Raw genomic sequence first — 23,960 nt, forward strand, 5'->3', positions numbered from 1 at the left:
GACTACTCCTTTTCCTTCCTACTAAGAAGACGCATGATCTGTTCGACTTGACTCTCTGCCCAACGGCTTGCATTCTCCATCGCCACATCGAGGCTGCAAGGCCTTGGAATAATGGAAAAACCAGCAAGAAGACCCATCTGATCCATCTGCTCCCTCGTAAGCTGCATTCCCCCACATAGCGCGATGACAGGAACTTGATAGACTTTAGCCTCCTTACATACTCCTGCAATGACCTTCCCCGACAGGGTTTGAGTGTCGAGTCTCCCCTCTCCCGTGATGATGAAGTCAGCGTCCTGAATCTGAGAGTTGAAACCGATCGCTTCCATGACAATCTCAATACCCGATCTACATTCCGCATGAAAAAAAGAAAGGAGGGCCGCTCCGATTCCCCCTGCTGCTCCGCTGCCTGGAAGCTCTCGAACATCGAATCCTGTTTGTTCGAAAATCACAAGGGCGTAGCGCTCAAGTGCCTGATCCAATTCTACAACGTTCTCTGGTGTAGCTCCTTTTTGCGGACCAAATACGGCAGATGCCCCATTCCCTCCACATAAAGGGTTCGTCACATCACTCGCGATGGTAAAATGAGAATCCTTAATCCGAGGATCGAACTCTGATGTATCGATAAAAGCCAGATCCCTTAGTGGAGCACCTCCATCAGCCAATAAAGAACCGTCATGATGGTAAAACTTCAACCCAAGAGATCTCAGAAGACCCGCCCCACCATCATTCGTCGCACTCCCTCCAAGTCCGATGATAAATCGGCGATAACCCGCATCGAGCGCATGGCGGATCAATTCTCCCGTCCCATAGCTTGTCGCTCTTAAGGGGTCTCGTTCTCCCTCGCGAAGGAGAGTCAAACCGGAAGCCTGAGCTACTTCAACCACTACCGTCTGTCCATCTCCCAATACCCCATAAGAGGCTCTAATCCTTCTACGGAGGGGATCTGTGGCCTCACACTCCACGGTCTTACCCTGAGTGGAATAGACCATATTCTCCATCGTACCTTCTCCACCATCAGCTAAAGGCAATTCGATGACCTCAGCATCCGACCTTACGTTCTCTATTCCCTTGCGAATCGCCTGGCATAACTCCCTAGCGGAAATGGATCCCTTGAAGGAATCTGGAGCAGCTACAATCTTCATATCGTTCCTCCCAACCGTTTACCCTGATCATAACACCAAGATTGCAAATATATAAACCCAACTTGCAAATATCCTCCATTAGAGTGAAAAATGATGTATGTAGAATGACTTATTTATTCTTAGTCAATAACTGAATATAATCCTAACTATAGGAAAGAAGTAAGATTTTTTTGGAGGGGAAGCAATGTCAGGGGATTGGAAGTTAGCAGAAGATGCTCTTAAGCGAGTACAGATTATCGGGAATAACATGAATGACCTCGTCTCGATTACCAGTTGTTCGGAGCAGTTGCGTTGCATAGGCATCGGAACAGACGCAGCCGTGTTTCAGTATGACCAAACTCCAGCTTATGCGTTTAAAGTCTACTCATCTGAGGCATTAGATAAGAAAGAGATCGAGGAAAGCGTATACCTTCGTATAAAGGAATCCACCTTCTTTCCTCAGTATTATGGAAAAGGTGACAACTATATTGTCCTTAGCCTTGAGAAGGGGATAACCTTATATGATTGCCTCATCCAAGGGATCCCGATCCCCAAACAAGCCATTGAAGAAGTCGAGGTTGCACGGGAATTCGTTCGGTTACAAGGGTTGAATCCGCGCGATATCCACCTAAAAAATATCCTCCTGCAGGATGACGGCCATGCCAAGGTCATTGATGTTTCCGAGTATGCCAAAGAAGGCAACGATAATCGCTGGGAGCATCTCTTATGGGCATATGATCATATTTATCCTATGATCGAGGGGGTTAGTATCCCATCTTGGGTTCTCGATACCATCAAACAATGGTACAAACGTATGGATCAAGCCAACTTTGCGCTAGAGGAGTTTTCCCAGCAAGCGATCCGAATCTTTCTAGGAAATCGAAAATCCTGATAAAGAGGCTGTCCCTAAGGTTAATAAAACCGACTCATAGGGAACAGCCTCAAACTTACACTTTAAATCTGCTAATCGCTTCACATAGGTCTTGCGACATTTGCGATAACATCTCCGCGGAAGCGGCTATTTCCTGCATCGTAGCGAGCTGCTCCTGGGATGCGGAAGCTACCTGCTGGGAGGTCGCCGAAGAGTTCTTCGCAATGTCTGTCAACTCATCCACAGAAGCCACCACTTGCTCTGAGCCTGCTGCCATCTGCTGGGAGGTTGCAGATACATCCTGCATTTGATCTGTTACCCGATTAATCGAAGACAAGATTCGCTGGAACGCCACTTCCGTTTGCTTAGCGACCTGCGTACCTACCTGTACGTCTCTTGTCCCTTGGTCCATCTTGCGGACAGCTTGTTGGGTATCCTCTTGAATTTCATGGATTAATTGGGTGATCTGATCAGCAGAAAGCTTCGACTGCTCCGCTAGCTTCCTCACCTCATCAGCCACAACGGCAAATCCTCTTCCATGCTCACCGGCTCTTGCCGCTTCGATGGCTGCATTAAGTGCTAACAGGTTGGTTTGAGCTGCGATGCCTGTAATCACTTCGACAATTTTGCCAATCTCGTTCGAACGTTCACCTAAACCTCTGATTACTTCAGCGGAATTATCCACACTAGTTTGAATCGTATCCATCGCTAAGATTACATTTTGCAAATCTTGATTGCCTACCTCTGCTTGCTTCTTCGCCTCACCGACCGAATCGGCCACTTCTGAGGCTGACATCGCGATTCGCTGAACACCAACGGAGATCTCTTGCATCGACCTCGCCGTTTCATCAGAGTGCGAGCATTGCAGCTCTGCCCCTGACGCCACCTCCTGCATCGCTTGAGAAATCGTCGTAATGGCTTGAGTCGAGCTTGAAGCACTCGCTGAAAATTCTTCCGATGATGCAGAGACATGCGTGATTCCTTCGTTCACTTTGAGAATTAGCGTTTTCAAATTAGAACGCATAGCTTCAAGGTGCTGTGCCAATTGACCAATTTCATCATGATTCGTAATACGTATAGGCTCACCAGTAAGATCACCTTCGGCGATTTGCTTTACCTTATGAATCATCAATAGCAAAGGCTTAATCAGATGATTGGTAAAGTAGAAGACAATCACTCCACCTAGTAATAAAGACACGCCCAGTGTGATCAACAGCATATAGAGAACTTTTTGGGCACCTTGGTTGTAGTCCATCATGTACGAGCCCGCATTGATTACCCAACCCCAGTTAGGGTCGATTTCGGAATATGAAATTTTGGGAGCCATCTTATCTGGATTGTTCGGCAGCGTCCAATCATAGTAAATGTAGCCGCCTCCCTGCTTGCCTTTCGCTAGAAGAGCATCAAACAGCGGAACACCAACCACATCCACAACAAGATTTCCCTCTTTGTCTTTTAATCCAACAATACTTTGGCCCTCGATATTAGGATGTGCTAGCTGAGTGCCCTTATCATCAGTAACAAAGAAGTAGCCATGCTCTCCCATGTCAATCTCTTTGTTAATCGGCCGCTTCCCTTCGCTAGTCTTTTCGCCTAGCATATAGATCTTTACCCGCTCCTGGGCTTCTTCTAGAGAAAGCGTGCCTTTCTTTACCTCCTGGTCCAACGCCTCTATCATCCCTACGATGGACTTCACATGGCTCTTGAGGAGAACCTGACCGCTGTTATTTAATTCAGCTAAAGACACTTGATAACCAATGATTCCAATAATCAAGCTTGGAATCGCAAGCAGACACAAGCAGAGTCCGATAAATTTAGTGCGTATAGAAAGCGTTTTCAAAATAAGTTCCCCTCTCTTTACTATCTAGTTGTCACCCTATAAGAACCATGACCAATGACCTACAGTAATACAGTTTTACCATGAATTAGTTGTCTTTACAACATTTTTTATTTTTAAATAATAAATAAAAAAAACCCTCACAAAGTAGGGCTTAAACTACAAGCGATTGAAATACAATAATCCATTAAACAGAAGATAAAACAGAAACCTTCTTTAGCGTATTTTGTTGCTGATGATTTGCATATTGCCCTCTAGTCCGCTGGAACTTTATCCTTCCACAATATTTTCCCCTGCTTGTTCATCCATCCTATTTCAGTATCGGGCAGATTCTCGTTGTCAATGACAAATTGAATGAGCCCATTTTTTACATCACCTTCGAAATAATACTTAGGCTGGATGACGAGTTTGCCTGTGGCATCAATTAATCCTTCTCCGTCTTTATCTGGCAGCGAAACGACGGCTAACCCCTCAACAAAAGGACTTGCATTGGAAAACTTAGCGGGAATGACGATCTTCCCCGATTTATTCATGTAGCCATACTGTTCACCTTCACTCAAGCCCACAACCTCTAGGCCTTCCGAAAAAGATGAATAGGTATTGCCGTTATTCGGCAATGTGAGGACCGCTTTCCCTGTAGGATCGATATATTTGACTGTCCCACCGATTTGTACAAGCGCTACCCCGTCTGAAAAAGGCTCTGCCCATGAGTGGGGAGGCAGACTTACAACGACCTTCCCGTTTTTATCAATAAATGAGAGATTATAGTCTTTTTCAACGAGAGCTAAGCCATGGGAAAAGTTATGCACACGATCATACTGAGGAGGAACAACGATATCACCTTTTCGATTCACATAGCCCCATTTTTCCACCGTATAATCCATGAAAGCCGCCATGCCTTCGGAAAAACCGTACACTTGATTTACCCTGTAAGGCTGGCCCAAATAGTCCTCTTCATTTTTAATCACATTTCCTTGTTTATCGATAATCCCATAGGAATTATCCTTAGAGTTAATCCCATATGTGCTGTAAAAAGCTAGCCCTTCCGAAAACTTGGACACTTGTCCATATTGAGGCTTCAGTACCCACTGTCCATGATGATCAATAAAGCCAAACAGGTAATGATCGCCAAAGGCGGCGATGCTCTCATTTTTGTATCCGAGTATCCCCAACCCATCTTGAAACGCGGTCGCAGCTACGTAATCCGTAGGAACAACCACTTTTCCGTTCTTATCCATGAATCCGAACGTTCCCTTTTGACTCTGAATTAAAAACAACGCCTGGGAATTAGGATCCACATACTTGTCATACTGTGGGTGTTTTTCGACTTGAGCGGGGCGAGTTTTCATTTCCTCTACTTGAAGATTCTTTAAAAATTGTACAGCTTCCGCCCTGGTTAGCCACCCTTCCGGATTATAGCTATCTATTGTAATCCGGCCTTTATTGGACGACCCCTTAGACACTCCCTCTTCAAATAGATAGACAATAGCATGATCGATATCGTAATTTTTCCCAAGGGATGCTGCTAGAATTTGCGCTACTCGCCCTCTAGATATAGACTGTGATGAACCACTTGAACTGACCGGCAAGTTAAACTGTTTAGCAACATGATAAAAAGGTTCCGTCCAATTCGAGGCACTCTCCTGCTTTTCTAACTCGGACTTGGAGTTCGGGAACAGCTTGATTAACATCGCGAGGAACTCAGCTTCCGAAACTTGTTTATTGGGACGAAACGTTCCATCCGAATACCCTTTCACGACTTCCTTATCTATCGCCCATTGAATGGTGGATGAGCCCCAATGCCCGTTTATATCGGTTGGACTGCTGCTAGCTTGTACAGGAAAAGTGGACCCTATCAAACTAAATGTTAGTAAACTTACTACCCATTGTTTTTTCATCTTCTGTCTCCCTTGGTGTGCATGTCTTAGTTTCCGTAATAAACAAAACTCTCTGCCTTCCCATTCATAAAGACAACAGCCAAAATTTCTACTGTCATCCCACCGCTTCTCTTAATATAGTTCCATTGAATCATCGGCGATTCGAATCCGAACATCTTTTTGAACATGGCTTGGGATTCTAAATCTGGCTTGATTTCAGTCGGCTTGCCTAGGATCTGATACACTTGGTCCCTCGACATTCCCTCAGTCACGGTCTTTCCATTAAAAGTGCCTTGTTGTTTCTTTGGCTTTTGGGATGGTTGGTTTGAGCTATTCTGCTCATCCTCCGTTACTGTCGTTACCTCCCCAACCTTGCTTCCACCACGATCCACGAAGCCTGTACCCGTAAATACATATTCTATATCTCCAGAAATCACCTTATTCCTAGAGATATAGTACTCCTCGTTAAGCGGAAGAAGTCCGGCAACCAGATCAAATTCACCTTGCACAAAAGTGTAAGCATCAAGGTAATAATCGCCATCATTTACGTTCTTCTGAACTTCTAAAAGCTGCAGCTTCCCGTTGTTATGAAGGTCTGTGAGCATCATTTTTTGACTTACAATGGAATCCGGTTCGGAAGTGTACTCAACCGATTGGTCGTTGCTTTCTACAAAAATAGAGAGCTTGTTGCCCTTTCCGCCTGTGATTCGAAGCGTATCTGGCTTTCCATCTCCATTCAAGTCTCGATGTTCGTTGATATCAAAACCATTCGGCCCCATGTCCCATACCTTCACGATTTGGTCGATTCCCACCATGATCGTTATTTCCGGCGTAAGAATAGTAGCCATTTGATTTTCTTGATCCCATTGAACCTCAGCTCCAAAGCTCTCACCTATAAAACGGATAGGCACCATCGTTTTACCGTTGATAATTTGAGCAGGCACATCCAAGGTATATTCAACTCCGTCTACCGTTACGATCTTGGAATCAATTTGTAAAACCATGCTTTTATCCCCCGTAATCGTAACCGTACGAGTGGCTCCATCCCACTCGACCTCAGCGCCTAGCGCTTCCAATATACTTTTCGCAGGTACAAGCGTACGGCCTTTAACAATTCTTCCATCGTTAAGAAGCAAAGGGAGTTTGATCTCTTCTTCTAGTGTTTCTACCTCTTCCACATTTTCCGCAAGAATGGGAGAAGCCCATAGGGACTGAACCATCATCACACTCATGATTGATAGTCCGATCCGAGTCCATAACTTTTTCAACACCATGTCCTCCTTAAAAATGTCTATACTTTCTAACTAAGTAACATTTTCGACATTATTCTACTTTTATCCTTCCCTTCCGACTATTTAACTAGGAAATAAGGCCTGATCTGCTTGCAACCAGATCCAGCTCAAGAGAGTAGCCAAACCGGCTATTCCCTTTTTCCTTTGTTATTAATTCCCACTAATCTCTTATTAAATCTAGTAAATGTTTTAAGGTAATATAATGATAGTATGTTGAACAATAAAAAGGGGTGAACAACATGATTCGTATTCTCCTAGTAGACGACCACCCAGCGATTATCCATGGGACTAAAACAATGTTGGAAAAAGAGCATGATTTTGAAATCGTTTCAGAGACTTGTGGAGAGAAAGCAGTGAAATTAGTTGGCCAACAGGAGTTTGACGTCCTTCTGTTGGATTTGAATATGCCGGATCCTAACGGTATCACTTTATCTAAGGAAGCACGGAAGATAAAGTCAGATATCGTGATCGTAATCTATACAGGGTTTGATCTTGAGCCTGAATTACCTATCTTGTTAGAATCAGGTGTGACTGGTTTTGTCTCGAAAACCGCACATCCTGATCAGCTGGTTACAGCGATTCGCTGTGCTATACGTAATGAAACCGTGTTGCCGGTTACAACTTTAAGAAAGCTATTTCAACAACAAGATTCTATTCAACAAGAGAACAATGGGATTTTAGAGGAATTTGAAATTATCATTTTAAAGGAACTTTGTACGGGCAGAAGCAACCGTGAGATATCCAAGTCATTATTGTTAGGGCAAAGGACCTTCGAATACCGTCTTAGTCAGTTATTCAAAAAGCTGGAGGTAAGCACCAAAATTGAAGCCATTGCACGGGCAAACGAACTAGGTATCCGTACGAGATAGAACATCTAGAATGAGGAGGAATTGGATTGGATTCATGGCTGCAGATCCCAGAGAACACACTAGAGCAACAATATTCATGGACTAAGAGAAAACTTCAACAAATACTAGATACGGTTGATGTAGCCATATGGTCTATGAACGAAAAATTCGAGTTTATTTTTTGTTCAAAAGGATATGAGAATATTTTTGGAGTATCCACCAGCTTTATACAAGAAAATCCATCAGTCTGGAAGTCGCACATTCATCCTGATGACTTGGTTATCGTGGAGGAAGGAATAAAAACGCTCCAAAAAGGCGAACAAGTCGTGGCTGAATATAGAATTAGAAATTATCAGACGAATATCTATCATTGGATACAAGTTCGCGCAACCCCCATACTAGATCAGGATGGTCATTTCGCAGGGTTAGACGGTGTGACTACAGATATTACCGATCGTAAAAAGATGGAACAGCGATTGATAGAAAGTGAACAACGGTATCGTTCCTTTTTTTACAATCATGCCGATGCCGCTTATTCATTGGACCTCACGGGGCGTTTTGTAGAAGTCAATCAGCAAAGTGAAAAGCTGACTAGCTTTTCTAGAGAAGAACTTCTGCAAATGACCTATCATTCCGTCATCATGGAGGATGATTTAGAACAAACAACCTGCATCTTTAAGAGTGTCATTGAGCAAGGATTACCGCAAAATGCTGAAGTGAAATTGATCTGTAAAGACAACTCTATTAAACAAATTAGCTTCTGTTGTATCCCGATCACGGTCAACCATCAGATTATTGGGGTTCATGGGGTGGCTAAAGATATAACGGAACAGAAGAGGGCTGAGATTGCCCTAATCCAAAGTGAAGAACGGTACAGGTCTCTACATCAAAGTATTAACAGATTTTTACAAGACATCCACCATTTACCTAAGTCCAATGAGGTGGAGAATCGTTTGATTCAAGAAATTCGAGATGTCCTAAAGATCAATGATATAGGGATTATTGAGATGAATGAAGAGAAAGAAATAAAACTCATTAACGGATCACTTGATTTAACAAAACTGAATCTCCCCCATTATCATGCCTTTATCAAGCAGTCCTTATTAATAAACCAATTCGAACTTAAAGATGAAATCGCGTTCGTCCTTGGTAATAAAAATAACAAATTGCAGATCTTAATTCTCAGGGATAAGAATTTATTACTAGAATTAGATACCAAGCTTGACTGGTTGCATATCGTAATCCGATATGTTCAAACCTTATTTGATAATTTTGGAACCATTGAAGATCTAATGAGACAATTAGAAGCCGTTGCAGAAAATCCTAGTCCGCCAAGATGGGTATTAAAATTACTGTTTAACTTATCCGAGAAAGAGCGAATTCGTTTATCTGCAGACTTACATGACTCAGCCCTTCAAAAGCAATTACTCTACTACCGCAGACTAAATGAGCTTCTTGAACGGAAAGATCATCCACCAAGCACTGAAGATTTAATCGAATTCAAGGAAGGACTGTTAGAAGTCATCTATCAGATACGACGAACGTGTCATGAACTTCGTCCACCTTTTATCAAAGAGATGGGACTGAAAAGAATATTAGAAAGGCTCATTAAACAAACCCAACCGGATAGAAATTATCAAGTTTTTTTGAAAACAAGCTTAGATCACTATGAATTAAGAGAAGAGATTACGATTCAGTTATACCGAATTGTACAAGAACTACTTAATAACGCTACCAAGCATTCCAATGCTTCAGAAGTAAAAATTGAGATCAATTGTGAACCTACTGGAATATATTTGATTTATCTTGATAATGGAGTTGGAATGAAAGTTTCCTGTTCAATTGACAATTTTACGTATATGGGCATATCGGGTATGAAGAGAAGAGTTGAAATGCTTGAAGGAGAATTTGAAATTCATTCCGTCCTTGGACGTGGAGTAAATGTTTTTATCTATATCCCTCATTAAGAGAGCAGGACTTCCCTACTCTCTTTTTAATTTGCTTAAACTTTTGCGGAAGAACGAAACAGTTTTGCGGATATCCCCACAACGAAGAATAGTAAAATAGACTTAATAAATGTTGATTTATAAATAATTTTGTAGGTTATTAGAACTGTTGAGGGGGATGAGGAAATGGACACAAAGGATATACGTGTAGAATCGTTAACCCACATGCTAGAAACTGATTTGTGTTCAATGGAGAAAATACATGCCTACTGTGAAAGAATAGCAACAACTCAGAAATTGGCCATGATATCTATTGGCTTAGACTATTTAAGCGTGATTAATCAGTCCTTAGGATATGTAACGGGAGATCAATTAATATACAAAATCTCTCAACGGATAAAAAAACATTTTAGCAATGACTCTTACCTTTTTCGTGTGGGTAGAGATGAGTTTATTGTCATTACTCCGTATCAAGATGAAAGTCAATTGCAAAGTAAGTGTAATTGGATCCTTGATGTATTTAAAAGACCCTATCGCTTGAAGAACCATGAATTATTGATAACAGCAAGCATAGGAGTGAGTCTATATCCTGAGCATAGTGAAACCGTAGACGAGTTTACCCGCAAGTCAAACAAAGCCATGTTAAAAGCTAAGGAAGATAAGGGTCAAGTCTCTTGTTATATATATTCTCCAGAAATGGAGGATCGCCAAGATTGGAATGAACTTCTTCTAATGAATGATCTAAATAGGGCTCTTTATACCCAAGAATTCCATCTCGTCTATCAGCCTCAAGTCCACATAGAGACGGGTGAAATCGTTGGGATTGAAGCATTAATTCGTTGGAACCACAAAGAACGCGGCCTGATTCCTCCTGCCGAATTCATTCCTCTTGCAGAGAAAACGGGCATAATCCATTCGCTAGGAGAATGGGTTATACGAACCGCTTGTGAACACGGGAAGAAACTCCATCAACAAGGAAATAACATTCGAATTGGGGTGAATCTTTCTCCTGTACAATTGAATTCGCCTTCTTTCACCCAAGTGATTTCAAGGATTTTAGAGCAAACGGGATATAATCCTGCTTTTCTAAACCTAGAAATAACGGAGAGCATGACGATGGATATAGACAAGGCATTCCCCAAGCTCCAAGAGCTAAAAGAGTTAGGTATCAGCCTGTCTATCGATGATTTTGGCACTGGATATAGCTCATTAGGGTATCTAAAGAAGTTTCCTATTGATCATCTTAAAATTGACCAATCTTTTTTTTCTAGCTTTCAACTTGAAGAGGATAAAGCGATTATAAAGACCATTATCCAATTAGCACAAACCCTAAAGCTCAAAGTCATAGCAGAAGGTGTTGAAACAGAAGAACAATATCAATTTCTTGCAGAACAAGATTGTCATGAAGCGCAAGGATATTATTTTTATAAGCCTCTACATATTGATGAAATCGAAAAGCTGATTAACCGCTAAACCTAGGGGGAAAACACCATGAAAATGACAGTTATGAAGAAAATGTACGTGGCTTTTTTATCTATCCTTATCCTTATGGGTGGAATTTCTGGATTGGCTTATGTTCAAATTTCCGATGTTGATCAAACGTACTCTACTTTGATTGATGATCGAGTATACAAGATTAATTTATTGAAAGACATGGCGGCAGATTTGAAGGATGAGCAATATCAAGCGCGCGGCTATTTATTATCTCCATCAGAGCAAACCTTAGCCTCTTTTAACGAATCCAGGGAGGAGTTTACAAAAACGAGCCAGGAGCTTTCTTCCATTTTAAATATTCAAGAGATGAAAGATTTATTATCCGAACTTGATACTCTACATCAGCAATATGGGGCGGCTGCAAACGAAGTTATCCAATTTAAAGATGAAGATAACATGGCTCAAGTGACCAAGAGGGTTCAAGAAATTGGCCCAGTTACCCAAAGGATGGACGAAATATTAGATCAAATGATTAAGACGCAACAAGAACTTGTGAATCAAGGTAGTCAAGAAACAACACTTCTTGTTGCCACTACGAAGCAAGGGTTGTTATGGTTGAGTGTCTTGGCCCTCATCGTTGGATGTGTCATTGCCTACGTGATGAGTCGAATGATTAGTAAACCCGTCCTTCTGGTCGCCAAAGCCGCTGAGCTCATCGCATCCGGTGACCTTACGGCTGAGAAGATTCAGGTTAAAAATCGGGATGAAATTGGCAGCCTAGCAGACTCCTTCAATGAGATGACTGCTAATTTAAGAGATATCATTCATCAGGTAAGATCCAATGCAGAGCAAGTAGCAGCAACTTCAGAGGAACTAAGCGCAAGTTCGATAGAAACCAGTAAAGCGACCGAACAAATTGCTAGCTCAATTCAAGAAGTAGCTTTAGGCTCAGAGAAACAAGTAGAAAGTTCTAATCAAGCTACGAATGTAGTCATTGAGATTTCTAAAGGAATGGATCAAGTAGCCTCTTCCATTCAATCTGTAGCGGATGTATCCGTTAGTGCTACTCAAAAAGCCAGCTCAGGTTCAGAAGTGGTTGATCAAACCATCAATCAAATGAATGATGTTCAAGTAACGGTTGGAAACTCAGCCGAAGTGGTCAATACGCTCGGTTCAAAATCTAAGGAAATCGGTCAAATTGTTAGCTTGATTACCCAAATTGCTAGTCAAACGAATTTACTAGCTCTGAATGCCGCCATTGAAGCAGCTAGAGCAGGAGAACAAGGACGTGGGTTTGCCGTCGTAGCGGACGAAGTTCGTAAGCTAGCAGAACAGTCTGGTCAAGCTGCTGGACAAATCAGTACACTCATTCTAGAAATTCAAACGGAAGCCGACAAAGCAGTCCATTCTATGAATGACGGAACCGAAGCGGTTAAAAAAGGAATGGAGCTCGTCTACCAAACAGGAGCTTCCTTTAAAGATATCAGGGGAATGATTGAAGAAATTTCGGTACAAAGTCAAGAGGTAGCTGCCGTGGTTGAACAAGTAAACGCTAGTTCACAGGGTATGGTGAATATGATGGAAGGCGTAGCACAAATTTCTGAGCAATCCGCAGGGAATACCCAACATGTAGCAGCCGCAGTCGAAGAGCAAAATGCTTCTATGGAAGAAATCTCTGCCTCTGCAGAAGCATTAAGTGACATGGCTGAAGAGTTACAACAAGCGATAAGCAAGTTTAAGATCTAATGAAATGTAATTACTATACTCAAGGCACTTCATTGTAGGTGCCTTTTTTTAATTTTAGTTTGCTCCTCGCCCCTACCGGTATTCATTTGAGCCAATAGACCTAAACAACTTGAAATTTAGTCATTTGTTCATAAAGGTAATTGCATTCAGTAATACTCTAAATCCCTTTAAAAGTGATTCTAAAATTGATTTAACAAGATTATAATTATCATAGATAAAGAATAGATGAATTTTTGTTTAATAATTTGTATCGCGTGAGGATTATTGTTCTATGAATGAATACTATATTAAATTTAGAAATGAAAATGATATCTATCTCATTCTTCATAACGTGCGTTTATTGATGCAGCAACTCCGTTTTACAGAAATGGAGCAACAGAAAGTAGTGGTTGCTGTCTCTGAACTGACACGAAATGTTCTAGACCATGCACAGTCTGCAGGAAGTTTTTCTTGTGAGCTCATTGGCGAGAAAGGGATCCAGTTTATCATTCAAGACCAAGGGAAAGGCATTGATCATTTAGATGATATTCTAAATGGAAAAGGTAGCCCTAACAGGCGCGGATTGGGGTTAGGATTAACCGGGGCAAAAAGAATGATGGATGAATTTACGATAGAAACCTCGAAAGAAGGGACAAAAGTTGTCTGTATCAAATGGAAATCAAAATAAGCTACAAAACAATAATGAAGCAGATTTAACCATTAACAGATTAGCTTCAGTTGGGCAAATCGCCGCTGGCATTGCACATGAAGTTAAAAACCCTTTGACCGCTGTTAAAGGGTTTCTCCAGTTATTAAAAGAGGAATCTCCACATACCTATGTGGATTTAGCCTATTCGCAATTAGAAGATGCTCTTCAGACTCTCCAAAATTTATTGCATGTGTCCAAGCCCGATTTACAGGTTGAACCATTCACATCGATTAATCTTTGTAGTGAAATAGAATCTCTTCTCTATCTTTTTAAAGATCAGTCCTACGATATTGTCATAGATACCCATTTTTCAGATTGTAATGAAAGAATTTATGGGAAAAAGAACCAATTAAAAAAGGCCTTTTTTAATCTTATAAAAAATGCTTTTGAAGCGATGCAGGATAATAAAGGGACTATTAAAATAAAACACTACAAGTCTAAGAATGTCTTAAAGATTATCTTATCGGATACCGGAATAGGGATCCCAAAAGAGAAGATTGATTTGCTTGGAACGCCCTTTTTTACTTCTAAGGCAGAAGGAACCGGAATGGGTCTAACTCAGGTGTTCTCAACGATCTATGAGCATGGAGGAAAAATCTCAGTTAAAAGTGAGGTTGGGAAAGGAACCACCTTCACGATTCAGTTTCCTATTAATCAATACACAAACTTAGAGGTGATTAAATTGAATTTACTATATGAGGAAAAACAATGTTTTGAGGAGTTTTACAGTCAGAATAAAAATGAGTTTCAAAATTTGCTCATTACGAAAGGCAAAAGCATGATTGATACGGTTGAAAGCCTAACCCAAAATATCAATCAAGAATATTTGCTTCAATCCGCAAGTGAAATCGTAGATGCACTTAATGAATTTAACGAGCATGGGCTGATCATGCATGCAAAAGAACATGGTAGAAATTGGGCGAAAAATAATTTGGAATTAATCTTGAAGCTTGAATGGCACCATTTGTTACGCGAAACTTATTGGGATTTCCTATATAACTTCCACAGGCATCTTGATTTAGGTCAAGATGAGACCTTCGAGCTAGAGAAAAAGGTAAACTTTAATTTTGATTCCTATATTAGACACTTTTCCACCAGTTTTAGCGAATATAAAGACGAGCTTTTGCGATCCCAACGGGAAGTAATCGATGAATTATCTGTTCCGGTTATTCCATTGTCCGATTCAATGGCGATCCTCCCCATCATAGGGACAGTGGATACGTTTAGGGCAAAGAAAATCCAAGAAAATGTCTTGGTTCAAGTTCACAAGTTAAGATTAAAACATATCATTATAGACTTATCTGGAACTGCTTATATGGATACGGCTGTTGTCGGGCATTTATTCAAAATTGTAAATGGAATCAATATTCAAGGATGTAAAGCCATTATCACGGGGATCCGTCCTGAAATCACAAATACCATTGTTGAGTTAGGGATAGAATTAGACCAAAAGGTAGAAACAAGGGGTACTCTACAGCAAGCATTGGAAGCGTATAAAGAGTATTTGGGATAACAAAGAAGGGTTGCGAATCCGTCGCAACCCTTCTTTATGCACATCTTATGATTTTTATAATGTAGCCTTTAGAGGCAAATCCTGCTGTTTTGGCAAATGAAGCTGAGAGGGTATCTGGAAAGATACCACACTCGCCAAAACTAATAAGAAGGTGGTGATACTATAGGAAACTAGGTGTGTACCGAACTGTTCATAGCTCCATCCCCCTAGAAAAGAACCCATTGCCCCCCCGATCTGATGGATGAAATAGGCCCAACCATATAAGATACCCACCCATCTCACACCGTAGACATCTCCAAGAATCGCAGAAGACAGTGCCGCGCTGCCTGCCCAAACCAACCCTCCGATCGTAGCCACCAAGTATAACTGCCATGGAGTCATCACCAACACGAGTCCTAAGAAACCCAATCCACGTATAAAATAAATCAAACTCAGCATACTTCGACGAGGAATGCGATCTGAAACAGAACCCAAGAACACCGTACTGACCATGGCTACAATACCAATGATCCCGACCCCGAATGAAGCGGTGACATTAGAAAAATGATGATCTGTCAGCATGGGCACGCCATGCGAGCCAAGCAGATTCATACTGAAGCCGCAGACAAACAAACCAAAAGCCACTTGCCAAAACGGACGTGTCTTAAGCGCCTCCGTCCAAGAGGACAGTATCCGTGGTTCTTGTCCTTTGTTAGAGGATGAGCCCCCCGATTTTCCTGACAAGGCATCTCCTCCCTCAGGCACTTCATCGCGAATGATAAAAATAGCGGAAGGCACAGCGATCACGATAAAGATGACGGCGAGCAACAGCAAGGTGTTGCGCCACCCGACAAGATCAATCAATAGGGTAAAAATGGGAGTCATAATCGCAATTCCTGCCATGGAGCCGGTTGACAGGTAAAACAGCGCCTTTCCTCTTTGCTTTGTAAACCATCTACTCACTACGGGAGTCACGGTCACCGGACTGGTAAAAGACAAGCCCAACGAGAGCAGCACGCCGTAAGCAAGGGCAAAACTCAGCATGTCATGAGAAAAATACGTCCAAATAATAGATAACACGACCAACCCCACGCCAATCAGCAGAACGTTGCGTGTCCCCAATGAATCCAACAGTCTCCCTGCCAACGGCATGCCTAGTCCATAAACCAACATGCCAATGGCGATAATGACCGAGAGTTCGGTTCTATCCATTCCTAAGTCATCTAAGATTGGTTTGACAAACGGCCCAATGCCTAACCGAGTCCCTACCGTTATGAGTGTGAGTATGGAACAAGCGGCTACAATGTTCCAGCCAAAGTACCATCTTCCTTGTAATTGATTGCTACCCAATTTCTCTCCTTCTTTCTCCATTTTCTCATGATGAAAACAACAACCAACTATTCCCTTTTCACTATGTATAAAGGATTATAATATAGCTTAATTGATATAAAAAATATATATATGATATGGTTATTATAAGAATCGCTTATATCTGATAACTAGGTGGTTAAGAATGTATGGAGCTTAGACAGCTATTTTACTTCGTCGAAGTAGCTAGACTTAAAAATTATACAAGAGCAGCTGAGCGGCTAAAGATAGCCCAACCGGCGCTCTCGCAACAGATCGGGAATTTGGAACAGGAGCTCGGCGTTAAGCTCTTTAAACGAACCGGGAGAGGGGTAACGCTAACAGAGCCTGGAGAACAATTCTATATTGGTGCTGAAAGGACCCTAGCAGAGGCGCAAAGAGCAAAAGACTCCGTTAAAGAGTTCATAAACTATCCAAACGGGAAGATTAGGATAGGAGCTTTAGAGTCTCTAGTGCAAACTAGATTGCCGAGCTTGTTGGTCGCGTTCGGGAAAGAGTATCCTGGGATCAAAGTGTTTATTAGAGAAAATACGACTGAACCGTTGCTAGAGGATCTCCAGAAGGGGGAATTAGATCTCGCACTGGGCCACTCCTTGGATGTGACCTATTCACCGCATTTGGTAAGGTTAGCCGCGCAGACGGGGATTAGCTCCAAACCTCTTTATCAAGATGAATTGGTCTTGGCTGTCGCAAAAGGACATCCACTGGAGAGGAGAAAAATCATTTCTATCGGAGAGCTTAGGGAAGAATCATTTGTATCCTTTAAGGAGGGGTCCGGAATTCGTTCACAACTACTTGCAACGTGTCTTCGTGAAGGTTTCGAGCCGCTTATTGCCTATGAGTGCGCCTCTCCGCGAACCCTAGTGGCAAAAGGACTAGGCGTTTCGATACTCCCGCGTTTGATGGCGGAATCTCCGGGGCCAACCATTTCTATTTTACCCTTGGACCCTCCTCTTTCACGGTGGGTTTCTGTCTTTTACATTGAGGGACGCTATCTCTCACCGTGCACCAAAGTTTTCTTGGATTTTGTGGAGAGGCATCTCGTTTAAACCCAAACTTGCAAATATCCACACCGAACCTGCAAATATCCAACAGATATCTGCAAATAAACGCCTGGTCCCACAATCCATCGCCTAAGCAATCCTACCTAAGAAGAATCCCGAATAGAATGGGCGATTATAAGATTTTTTCGAGATATTAAAATGCCCATCTTCAATAGAAGATGAGCATTTAATATCTATTTTATGAATTTAGCATTTAATAAACCTAATTCCCGTCCATAAGCTTCAATTCGGAATTGATTCACATCCACTAAACTTAGCCTTACAGGTATAGGATCCCTATTTGAAGCAATATTTCCACTGTCGTAAATCAGATGTCCGTTTTGGTAAATCTTAACCATTCCAATGTTTTTGTCCTCTTTTCCCGTCCACTGCTCGCTAGGAGCAATCACCGCTTCGAAGATTTTATAGTCTTTGTTTAAGTTATATTCCACCTTTAGCGATCCCGGTATCGTCTTAGCTCCCTGTCCTATAATAAAACCATTCCCATTAATCGAATCGCCATTGCTTGCCTTGAAAGAAGAAGTCAGCTCTTTGGTCTCTGAAGACAAATTTTTAGAAGTAGTAGACATTTGATTTATGTTGGTCTGATTGCTCGGCTTACGGCCGCCTATGTAGATGCTGTTCTAAATGCCCTGATAATAAGTCACTTCTTTGCCTAGGGATTCTCCCATGAAGCGAAGAGGCACATAGGTTCTACCATTATAGACAAATCCTTGCTCACCAGAACCTGCTATTTTTTCTTCTCCCTCGAAAAAAAACTTAATCGGTTTAAAGCTCACATCAATCTTAGTCGATGCTGCATAGGCGACTCCTGAAAATAAAATTGCCCCCACCATGACTCCACTTACGAAATCCCTTACTCTTAATCCTTTAGACATATCTAATCCTCCTCACCTTTCTCTCTAATCTCTGTAAGTATAGAAAACCTACTCTAGACTTATGACCAATAATCTAAATATAACATTGATTCTTATTATTCAATACAAAGCCCCACCCTGTCTATCGTTCTATTTGCCTTTGTGTTACAAAAGTAGTTCTTTAGAGCCAAAAAAAAAGAGTGACCAATTAGTGCCTGGCACTTCATTTGGACTCACCCTCAATCATGTATTCCTTATTTCTTTGCATACGGCTCATAGGGCTTCTTCTCCGAAAGTACCTCTAGAAAAGCCTGGACGAACTTCAAACTGTCTTGAACGGTTGGATCCTTCAAGATTCGCAGAAGACCAAATAATCCAACATCCTGCCGGTTCTGCTCCGCTCTTGCTTTGGCCTCCTTGGCCATAGACAGGCCTTCTTGCACACGCTCGGTTACAGGCGCTGCGATAATCCCAGCAACCTCAACCGCTGAAACGATGTTTTCCTTTTTGGTGACAAGGTCAAACAAAGGAGTCACTTTTTCCAGCATTTCAACCGCCTGAGTGATTCTTGGCAGCTTCTCCACGAGAGACAGAAGAGCATCTAGATTGTCCTTATTCAAGGCAATCTTAGAAATGTGAGACAATGGCTCAGCAATATTGTTGATCGTTTGGCTATCCTCAGCAAGGGCCGTAACCATACCTAAACCTTGCTCCATTTTGACGACGGCATCTTTAATCTGCGGAAGCTTCTGGACCAGTGTAGTTAACGCTTCCTGTACCTCGGGATTCGATAATTCATTTACCCATTGCAATGACTTCTCTGTAATTATAGCGGACATGTTCTTCTCCTCTTCTCTCCACTTTTATTGTTTTATTATTCCAGAGGACCGACTCGATAATTCAAAGGTAGTTCATTTTTCCCTTTCTATTCACTTTCACTTCCAACAAAATAGGTTTTATTGTAAAATACTTCTAATACGAATTGATTTATTCTATGGAGGAACTTATGGGAACTGAAATCATCAAGAACTTAGGTACAAGTGAATACATCATGTGGATCTACTTAAAGGAGAGAAATTTTGTTCTTCCACCTATAAACGAAATGACAAAACACTTTGGTCGACATCCTAGAACCATAAGAGTTTGGATAAAAAAGCTACGAGAAAACGGATACATAAAATAAGCTCTTGACCCGCTGCGTTGCAACGGATACAAGTTGCGCGGGTCAAACTCTTGGTTCCCTCTCATTTTCTCTTCCATCTTCGGCGAGACCACCCCCACCAAAAACCACTCCCCATTCACTACGAAGTGAATAATTTTTCCTAATCTTCCTTCAACTAAATAGGTAAATGTAACTAATTACATGTTTTGCGCTTTATAGTCCATTCGACATAATTTATAATCTTAATAATTATAGTTGTACCCATTACGACTTTGAGGTTGACAGCGATCACCATTTCACATACAGGGGGAAACAATGTGTCGATTAAGGCAAAAGTAGCGACTGTATTTTTGTTGCTTGTAACCGTGGTTCTAATATCGAATAACGCGTTACACTACTATTCTACTAAGAATATATTGGTAGAAAACCAGAAGAAGCTCATGGAGATTACCGCTAAAGAGATCAGCATTGCAATTGAAAATTCAAGAGAAGGTTCAAAATACATTGAGGATCTCATTGGAGAGAAGCTACGAGTGGCTTCCCTTGTAGCTAAGTATGCCCTTTCCCCCCAAGCAGATCAGGTAACGAATGAGGAATTACAGAGACTTAGTAAGGAAATTGGGGTCTCTCATATCACGTTATTTCAAGAAACAGAGGAAGATATCATTGCTGTAAAATCATCTGATGTTAAAGAAGTCGGTATTGGTTCAAAGGAATGGGGATATTGGTTTGACGCCTTTCATCAATTATTAAGAGGGGAAGAAGTAACGGTTCCCCAAGGGCAAAAACTCCCGAACTATTGGGCAGGACCGATTGATGTCTCTAGCTCTAATCCGGACCATTACGATAAATGGGGATATTTCTATGATGGTACAACCGACTATATTATAGATCCTTATGTACGAGATACTCAGATCCAACAATTTGATGAGATTACTGGGATAAAATCCTTTCTAGACAAAACACTACAAAATAACGAATTCACCCTAGAGATAACTGGCTTTAACCCGAAGGCCTTTGGGAAAGAACCCATTATTACTCAATCTAACGGCATATCTTATGTACGCAAAGATGACGAACCCATCCTATTTGGTAACTACAGCTTTAAGCTTGAATCCACCGATGTTGCTCTGGTGAACCAGGCCATTACAACAGGGAAAATACAAAGTCTTGAAGCAGAGATTAATGGCAAAAAGGTAATCAAAAGCTTCTATCCTGTACTCGCGGATAAGCCTTACGTTATTGGACTAGTAAATGACTATAAGCTCATCGAAGATGTGCTTAGTGAGCAACTATACAACAATGCGATCATCTCCATTGTTATTCTACTCATTGTCTTTATGGTTAGCTACTCCCTTGCCGGTTATTTAGTCAGACCCGTTCAGTACATCCTTCAAAAAGTAGAAGAAATTTCAAAAGGAGATTTCTCCGTTAGAGTGGAAAGAAATTCAAAAGACGAAATAGGTTTACTAAGTGACGGGATTAATACGATGTCGCAGAACTTGGAGAGTTATACGAAGCAAATTCGATATCAAGCAGAGCATGACTCTTTAACGAATCTTCCTAATCGACGTGCTTTCACTACTCAACTTCAGAAACATATCGAAAAAGCCGATATGAATAAAGATACGATAGCTGTGATGTTCCTTGATTTAGACCGTTTTAAATCCGTCAACGATGGATTAGGTCATACCTTCGGAGATCAGTTGTTGATAGCCGTTGCGAATAGAATGCTCGATTCTCTTGGACAAGCCTACCGGATCGGTGGAGATGAATTTACTATCATCTTAACGGATACTTCAAGAGAAGAAGTCGGCAAAATGGCCCAGAAGATCCTTACTATGCTTAATCAGCCTTTCACCTTGGATGAACATGAAGTTTTCGTAACCACAAGTATTGGGATCAGTTTGTTCCCAACTGATGGAGAAAGTGTTGAGCATCTTGTTAAGAATGCGGACATAGCCATGTACCGAGCAAAGGAAGAAGGTAAAAACACCTATCATTTCTTCAACTCGGAACTTAATGAACAGCTTCTTAAACGAACTACTCTGGAAAGAGAATTACGTAAAGCACTGCAGCGTAATGAATTTCAGCTCTATTACCAACCTAAAGTCAATATGAAGACGGGACAAATCACAGGGGTAGAAGCGCTGATCCGCTGGTTCCATCCGGAAATGGGCTTAGTTTCACCTGGAGAATTTATACCTATTGCTGAAGAGACAGGGTTAATTAAATCCATTGGGGACTGGGTACTCCGAACAGCATGTGCTCAAAATAAGCTCTGGCAAGAACAAGGATACCCTCCTATGCGTGTTGCTGTAAATCTATCAGCCCAGCAATTTCAGCAATCTAATCTCATCCACACGATTATGGATGTACTAGAACAAACGAAATTGGAAGCTAAATATTTAGAGATTGAAATTACAGAAAACGTAGCCATGAGCAATGCCGACTTTGTCATTGAAAAGCTGAATAAATTAAAATCATTAGGTATTCACCTTGCCATTGATGACTTTGGAACAGGATACTCTTCACTAAGTTATCTTAAAAAGTTTCCTATTGATACATTAAAGATTGATCGTTCCTTTATACGTGATATTTCTAAAGACATTGATAATGAGACCATTATCACAACCATCATTGTTATGGCTCACCACCTGAAACTAAACATTGTAGCCGAGGGTGTGGAAGAGGAGCATCAACTTTCCTTCCTAAGACAACAAAATTGTCACGAGATTCAAGGCTTTCTCATTGCTAGACCTCTATCCGTGCAAGATTTCGAAAGAAATTTCCAGAACCTACAAGAAGTTGCAGCAGGCTATCAATCATAGAAAAGGGGAGCAAAAAAGTTGAATGGTGTCTTATATGGAAAGACCGTATTAATTACTGGTGGAACTCGCGGCCTTGGGAAAAGCATCTCAACGCTCTTAGCTAAGGAAGGAGCTTCCGTCCTTGTAACTTCTAGAAATGCAGAACCAACCTTATGGAAGACCCCCGTGAAATCGGGGGAAATTCAAGATCTACACCTGGATGTAACGAACGAAGAAGAAGTAAAACAAGTGTTTGAGCACCTTGCTTCCGTTCAAGGACGATTAGACATCTTAATCAACAATGCAGGGGTAGGCATCTTTAAATCGATTGAGGAAACCACTCTGACCGAATGGAATGAAGTGATTCAAACGAATCTTACAGGTGTTTTCTTATGCTCACGAGAGGCTTTCAAAACTATGAAGAAGCAAAACGGCGGAAGGATTATTAATATAAGCTCTGTAGCCGGTTATCTTCCCATCCCTGAAAATGGGGCTTATGGGTCCTCTAAATTTGGTGTGCGGGGCCTCTCTGCGATTTTGAATGAAGAAGGAAAACCTTATAACATTCGCGTATCTATTGTAAGTCCTGGTGCTATTCAAACCGATATGAGTAAAGATCGAACTTCCTTTTGCAGTGAAGATATGCTACAACCAGAGGACGTGGCAGAGACGGTCCTAGATATTTCAAAGCGACCATTGCACGTACGCATCGATGAAGTCAAAATTCTACCTCCAAAAGGCATACTTTAATGAAAACGAGAGGTTAATAGGATGGAAAAAGTAGCTATTGTAACAGGAGCCGGAAGCGGTATTGGCGCCGCCACAGCAAAACTATTAGCCAAACAGAACATGGCCGTTGCTGTACTTGACTTAAATGAACAAAGCGCAATGCAAATCGCAGAACAAATTGAATGGGAAGGAGGGCGAGCCTTCGCCCTTCGCTGTGATGTCGGTAAAAAGGAAGATGTCGAGCAAGCCATCTCCATTACCGAAAAAAATTGGGACACTCCCCTCGTTCTAATTAATAACGCCGGAGTTGGCGGACCTTTTCATCGGGTTGACCAGGTTTCTGATGACGAATGGGATTGGATCATCAATACCAATTTAAAAAGCGTCTTCTTGTTTACTCGAAATCTTCTTCCCAAGATGAAAGAGGCTGGTTTTGGTCGTATCGTTAACGTTGCTTCCATTCAGGGACTCCTTGGTTCCGCCCACTCCTCTACCTATGTTGCCAGTAAGCACGGAATGATTGGATACACCAAAACAATTGCCGCAGAGTGGGGCCGATACGGCATTACTTGCAATGCGATATGTCCTGGGTATGTAAATAGTCAGTTAGGCATTCGTCCTGAAGACATCTCGGATTACTATCAGCGCGTAATGGATAAATCACCCGTGCAGCGAGTAGCTGACCCGATCGAGGTTGCTTCGTTAATTGCTCATTTAGTCGGGGAGTTTGGCGGATACATCAATGGCGCCTCCTATACCATTGACGGAGGAATCTCCGCTCATGTCGGCATCACTTCTAATTTAACAGAGTGAGGTGT

The 23,960-nt window shown here is 41.7% G+C and carries 20 protein-coding genes; 12 read left to right on the forward strand and 8 right to left on the reverse strand.

The window, feature by feature from the left end:
* Nucleotides 1-2: 2 nt before the first annotated feature.
* Nucleotides 3-1,142, reverse strand: a complete 1,140-nt coding sequence (locus tag EIZ39_RS20175; protein WP_129202192.1) for a glycerate kinase — start codon at nt 1,140-1,142, stop codon at nt 3-5.
* A 184-nt stretch (nt 1,143-1,326) separates the two neighbouring features.
* Between EIZ39_RS20175 and EIZ39_RS20180 the strand changes: the two genes are divergently transcribed.
* Complete coding sequence (locus tag EIZ39_RS20180; RefSeq protein ID WP_129202194.1) at nt 1,327-2,013, forward strand: protein kinase family protein; 687 nt, start codon at nt 1,327-1,329, stop codon at nt 2,011-2,013.
* A 55-nt stretch (nt 2,014-2,068) separates the two neighbouring features.
* Here the strand turns inward: EIZ39_RS20180 and EIZ39_RS20185 are convergent, their stop codons facing one another.
* The 3 genes from EIZ39_RS20185 to EIZ39_RS20195 form a co-directional block, all read right to left on the reverse strand.
* Complete coding sequence (locus EIZ39_RS20185) at nt 2,069-3,832, reverse strand: methyl-accepting chemotaxis protein (RefSeq protein WP_129202196.1); 1,764 nt, start codon at nt 3,830-3,832, stop codon at nt 2,069-2,071.
* 251 nt (nt 3,833-4,083) lie between these two features.
* The gene (locus tag EIZ39_RS20190; RefSeq protein WP_129202198.1) at nt 4,084-5,727 is read right to left on the reverse strand and encodes a WG repeat-containing protein; all 1,644 of its coding nucleotides are present in this window, start codon (nt 5,725-5,727) and stop codon (nt 4,084-4,086) included.
* A gap of 26 nt (nt 5,728-5,753) precedes the next feature.
* Nucleotides 5,754-6,974 carry a stalk domain-containing protein gene (locus tag EIZ39_RS20195; RefSeq protein WP_205668602.1) on the reverse strand — a complete coding sequence of 407 codons (1,221 nt, stop codon included), beginning with the start codon at nt 6,972-6,974 and terminating at the stop codon, nt 5,754-5,756.
* Nucleotides 6,975-7,237: 263 nt separating this feature from the next.
* On the opposite strand from EIZ39_RS20195, the gene EIZ39_RS20200 reads away from it, so the two are divergent.
* The 6 genes from EIZ39_RS20200 (at nt 7,238) to EIZ39_RS26790 (ending at nt 15,173) form a co-directional block, all read left to right on the forward strand.
* Nucleotides 7,238-7,867: a response regulator transcription factor gene (locus EIZ39_RS20200; RefSeq protein ID WP_129202200.1), complete on the forward strand. Its 630-nt coding sequence runs from the start codon at nt 7,238-7,240 to the stop codon at nt 7,865-7,867.
* A gap of 26 nt (nt 7,868-7,893) precedes the next feature.
* Nucleotides 7,894-9,813, forward strand: a complete 1,920-nt coding sequence (locus EIZ39_RS20205) for a PAS domain S-box protein (protein WP_129202202.1) — start codon at nt 7,894-7,896, stop codon at nt 9,811-9,813.
* Nucleotides 9,814-9,978: 165 nt separating this feature from the next.
* Nucleotides 9,979-11,265, forward strand: coding sequence for a putative bifunctional diguanylate cyclase/phosphodiesterase (locus EIZ39_RS20210; protein WP_129202204.1), 1,287 nt, complete (start codon nt 9,979-9,981; stop codon nt 11,263-11,265).
* Nucleotides 11,266-11,283: 18 nt separating this feature from the next.
* Nucleotides 11,284-12,972, forward strand: coding sequence for a methyl-accepting chemotaxis protein (locus EIZ39_RS20215; protein ID WP_129202206.1), 1,689 nt, complete (start codon nt 11,284-11,286; stop codon nt 12,970-12,972).
* 271 nt (nt 12,973-13,243) lie between these two features.
* Nucleotides 13,244-13,639, forward strand: a complete 396-nt coding sequence (locus EIZ39_RS20220) for an ATP-binding protein (protein ID WP_129202208.1) — start codon at nt 13,244-13,246, stop codon at nt 13,637-13,639.
* Nucleotides 13,611-15,173, forward strand: a complete 1,563-nt coding sequence (locus tag EIZ39_RS26790; protein WP_164985198.1) for an ATP-binding protein — start codon at nt 13,611-13,613, stop codon at nt 15,171-15,173. The genes EIZ39_RS20220 and EIZ39_RS26790 overlap by 29 nt, the downstream gene beginning before the upstream one ends.
* 54 nt (nt 15,174-15,227) lie before the next feature.
* Here the strand turns inward: EIZ39_RS26790 and EIZ39_RS20230 are convergent, their stop codons facing one another.
* Nucleotides 15,228-16,502, reverse strand: coding sequence for an MFS transporter (locus EIZ39_RS20230; RefSeq protein WP_205668603.1), 1,275 nt, complete (start codon nt 16,500-16,502; stop codon nt 15,228-15,230).
* A gap of 167 nt (nt 16,503-16,669) precedes the next feature.
* On the opposite strand from EIZ39_RS20230, the gene EIZ39_RS20235 reads away from it, so the two are divergent.
* Nucleotides 16,670-17,569, forward strand: coding sequence for a LysR family transcriptional regulator (locus tag EIZ39_RS20235; protein ID WP_129202212.1), 900 nt, complete (start codon nt 16,670-16,672; stop codon nt 17,567-17,569).
* A gap of 188 nt (nt 17,570-17,757) precedes the next feature.
* On the opposite strand, the gene EIZ39_RS20240 is transcribed toward EIZ39_RS20235, so the two are convergent.
* The 3 genes from EIZ39_RS20240 to EIZ39_RS20250 form a co-directional block, all read right to left on the reverse strand.
* Nucleotides 17,758-18,153, reverse strand: coding sequence for an NPCBM/NEW2 domain-containing protein (locus tag EIZ39_RS20240; protein ID WP_129202214.1), 396 nt, complete (start codon nt 18,151-18,153; stop codon nt 17,758-17,760).
* Between the two features lie 54 nt (nt 18,154-18,207).
* Nucleotides 18,208-18,462 carry a stalk domain-containing protein gene (locus tag EIZ39_RS20245; RefSeq protein WP_129202216.1) on the reverse strand — a complete coding sequence of 85 codons (255 nt, stop codon included), beginning with the start codon at nt 18,460-18,462 and terminating at the stop codon, nt 18,208-18,210.
* Nucleotides 18,463-18,695: 233 nt separating this feature from the next.
* Nucleotides 18,696-19,280 (reverse strand): DUF1641 domain-containing protein, encoded by a 585-nt coding sequence (locus EIZ39_RS20250; protein WP_129202218.1) that lies wholly within the window; start codon nt 19,278-19,280, stop codon nt 18,696-18,698.
* A 263-nt stretch (nt 19,281-19,543) separates the two neighbouring features.
* Here EIZ39_RS20250 and EIZ39_RS27785 point away from each other — a divergent pair, with 263 nt between their 5' ends.
* The 4 genes from EIZ39_RS27785 (at nt 19,544) to EIZ39_RS20270 (ending at nt 23,955) form a co-directional block, all read left to right on the forward strand.
* Nucleotides 19,544-19,624, forward strand: a complete 81-nt coding sequence (locus EIZ39_RS27785; RefSeq protein WP_368666341.1) for a helix-turn-helix domain-containing protein — start codon at nt 19,544-19,546, stop codon at nt 19,622-19,624.
* Nucleotides 19,625-19,920: 296 nt separating this feature from the next.
* Entirely contained in the window at nt 19,921-22,434 is a 2,514-nt protein-coding gene (locus EIZ39_RS20260) for an EAL domain-containing protein (protein ID WP_129202222.1), read from the forward strand.
* A gap of 18 nt (nt 22,435-22,452) precedes the next feature.
* Complete coding sequence (locus EIZ39_RS20265) at nt 22,453-23,163, forward strand: SDR family oxidoreductase (RefSeq protein WP_129202224.1); 711 nt, start codon at nt 22,453-22,455, stop codon at nt 23,161-23,163.
* Between the two features lie 21 nt (nt 23,164-23,184).
* Nucleotides 23,185-23,955: an SDR family NAD(P)-dependent oxidoreductase gene (locus EIZ39_RS20270; RefSeq protein ID WP_129202226.1), complete on the forward strand. Its 771-nt coding sequence runs from the start codon at nt 23,185-23,187 to the stop codon at nt 23,953-23,955.
* The last annotated feature ends 5 nt before the right edge of the window (nt 23,956-23,960 follow it).

The sequence above is a fragment of the Ammoniphilus sp. CFH 90114 genome (genome assembly GCF_004123195.1).
In the GTDB taxonomy this organism is placed as follows: domain Bacteria; phylum Bacillota; class Bacilli; order Aneurinibacillales; family RAOX-1; genus YIM-78166.

Excerpts from the sequence above, each read along its gene's own strand:
- EIZ39_RS20190 (WP_129202198.1), bottom strand. The coding sequence starts at position 5,727 with ATGAAAAAACAATGGGTAGTAAGTTTACTAACATTTAGTTTGATAGGG.
- EIZ39_RS20210 (WP_129202204.1), top strand. The coding sequence starts at position 9,979 with ATGGACACAAAGGATATACGTGTAGAATCGTTAACCCACATGCTAGAA.
- EIZ39_RS27785 (WP_368666341.1), top strand. The coding sequence starts at position 19,544 with ATGACAAAACACTTTGGTCGACATCCTAGAACCATAAGAGTTTGGATA.
- EIZ39_RS20180 (WP_129202194.1), top strand. The coding sequence starts at position 1,327 with ATGTCAGGGGATTGGAAGTTAGCAGAAGATGCTCTTAAGCGAGTACAG.
- EIZ39_RS20220 (WP_129202208.1), top strand. The coding sequence starts at position 13,244 with ATGAATGAATACTATATTAAATTTAGAAATGAAAATGATATCTATCTC.
- EIZ39_RS20250 (WP_129202218.1), bottom strand. The coding sequence starts at position 19,280 with ATGTCCGCTATAATTACAGAGAAGTCATTGCAATGGGTAAATGAATTA.
- EIZ39_RS20235 (WP_129202212.1), top strand. The coding sequence starts at position 16,670 with ATGGAGCTTAGACAGCTATTTTACTTCGTCGAAGTAGCTAGACTTAAA.
- EIZ39_RS20245 (WP_129202216.1), bottom strand. The coding sequence starts at position 18,462 with ATGTCTAAAGGATTAAGAGTAAGGGATTTCGTAAGTGGAGTCATGGTG.
- EIZ39_RS20270 (WP_129202226.1), top strand. The coding sequence starts at position 23,185 with ATGGAAAAAGTAGCTATTGTAACAGGAGCCGGAAGCGGTATTGGCGCC.
- EIZ39_RS20175 (WP_129202192.1), bottom strand. The coding sequence starts at position 1,142 with ATGAAGATTGTAGCTGCTCCAGATTCCTTCAAGGGATCCATTTCCGCT.
- EIZ39_RS20200 (WP_129202200.1), top strand. The coding sequence starts at position 7,238 with ATGATTCGTATTCTCCTAGTAGACGACCACCCAGCGATTATCCATGGG.
- EIZ39_RS20240 (WP_129202214.1), bottom strand. The coding sequence starts at position 18,153 with ATGTCTACTACTTCTAAAAATTTGTCTTCAGAGACCAAAGAGCTGACT.
- EIZ39_RS20215 (WP_129202206.1), top strand. The coding sequence starts at position 11,284 with ATGAAAATGACAGTTATGAAGAAAATGTACGTGGCTTTTTTATCTATC.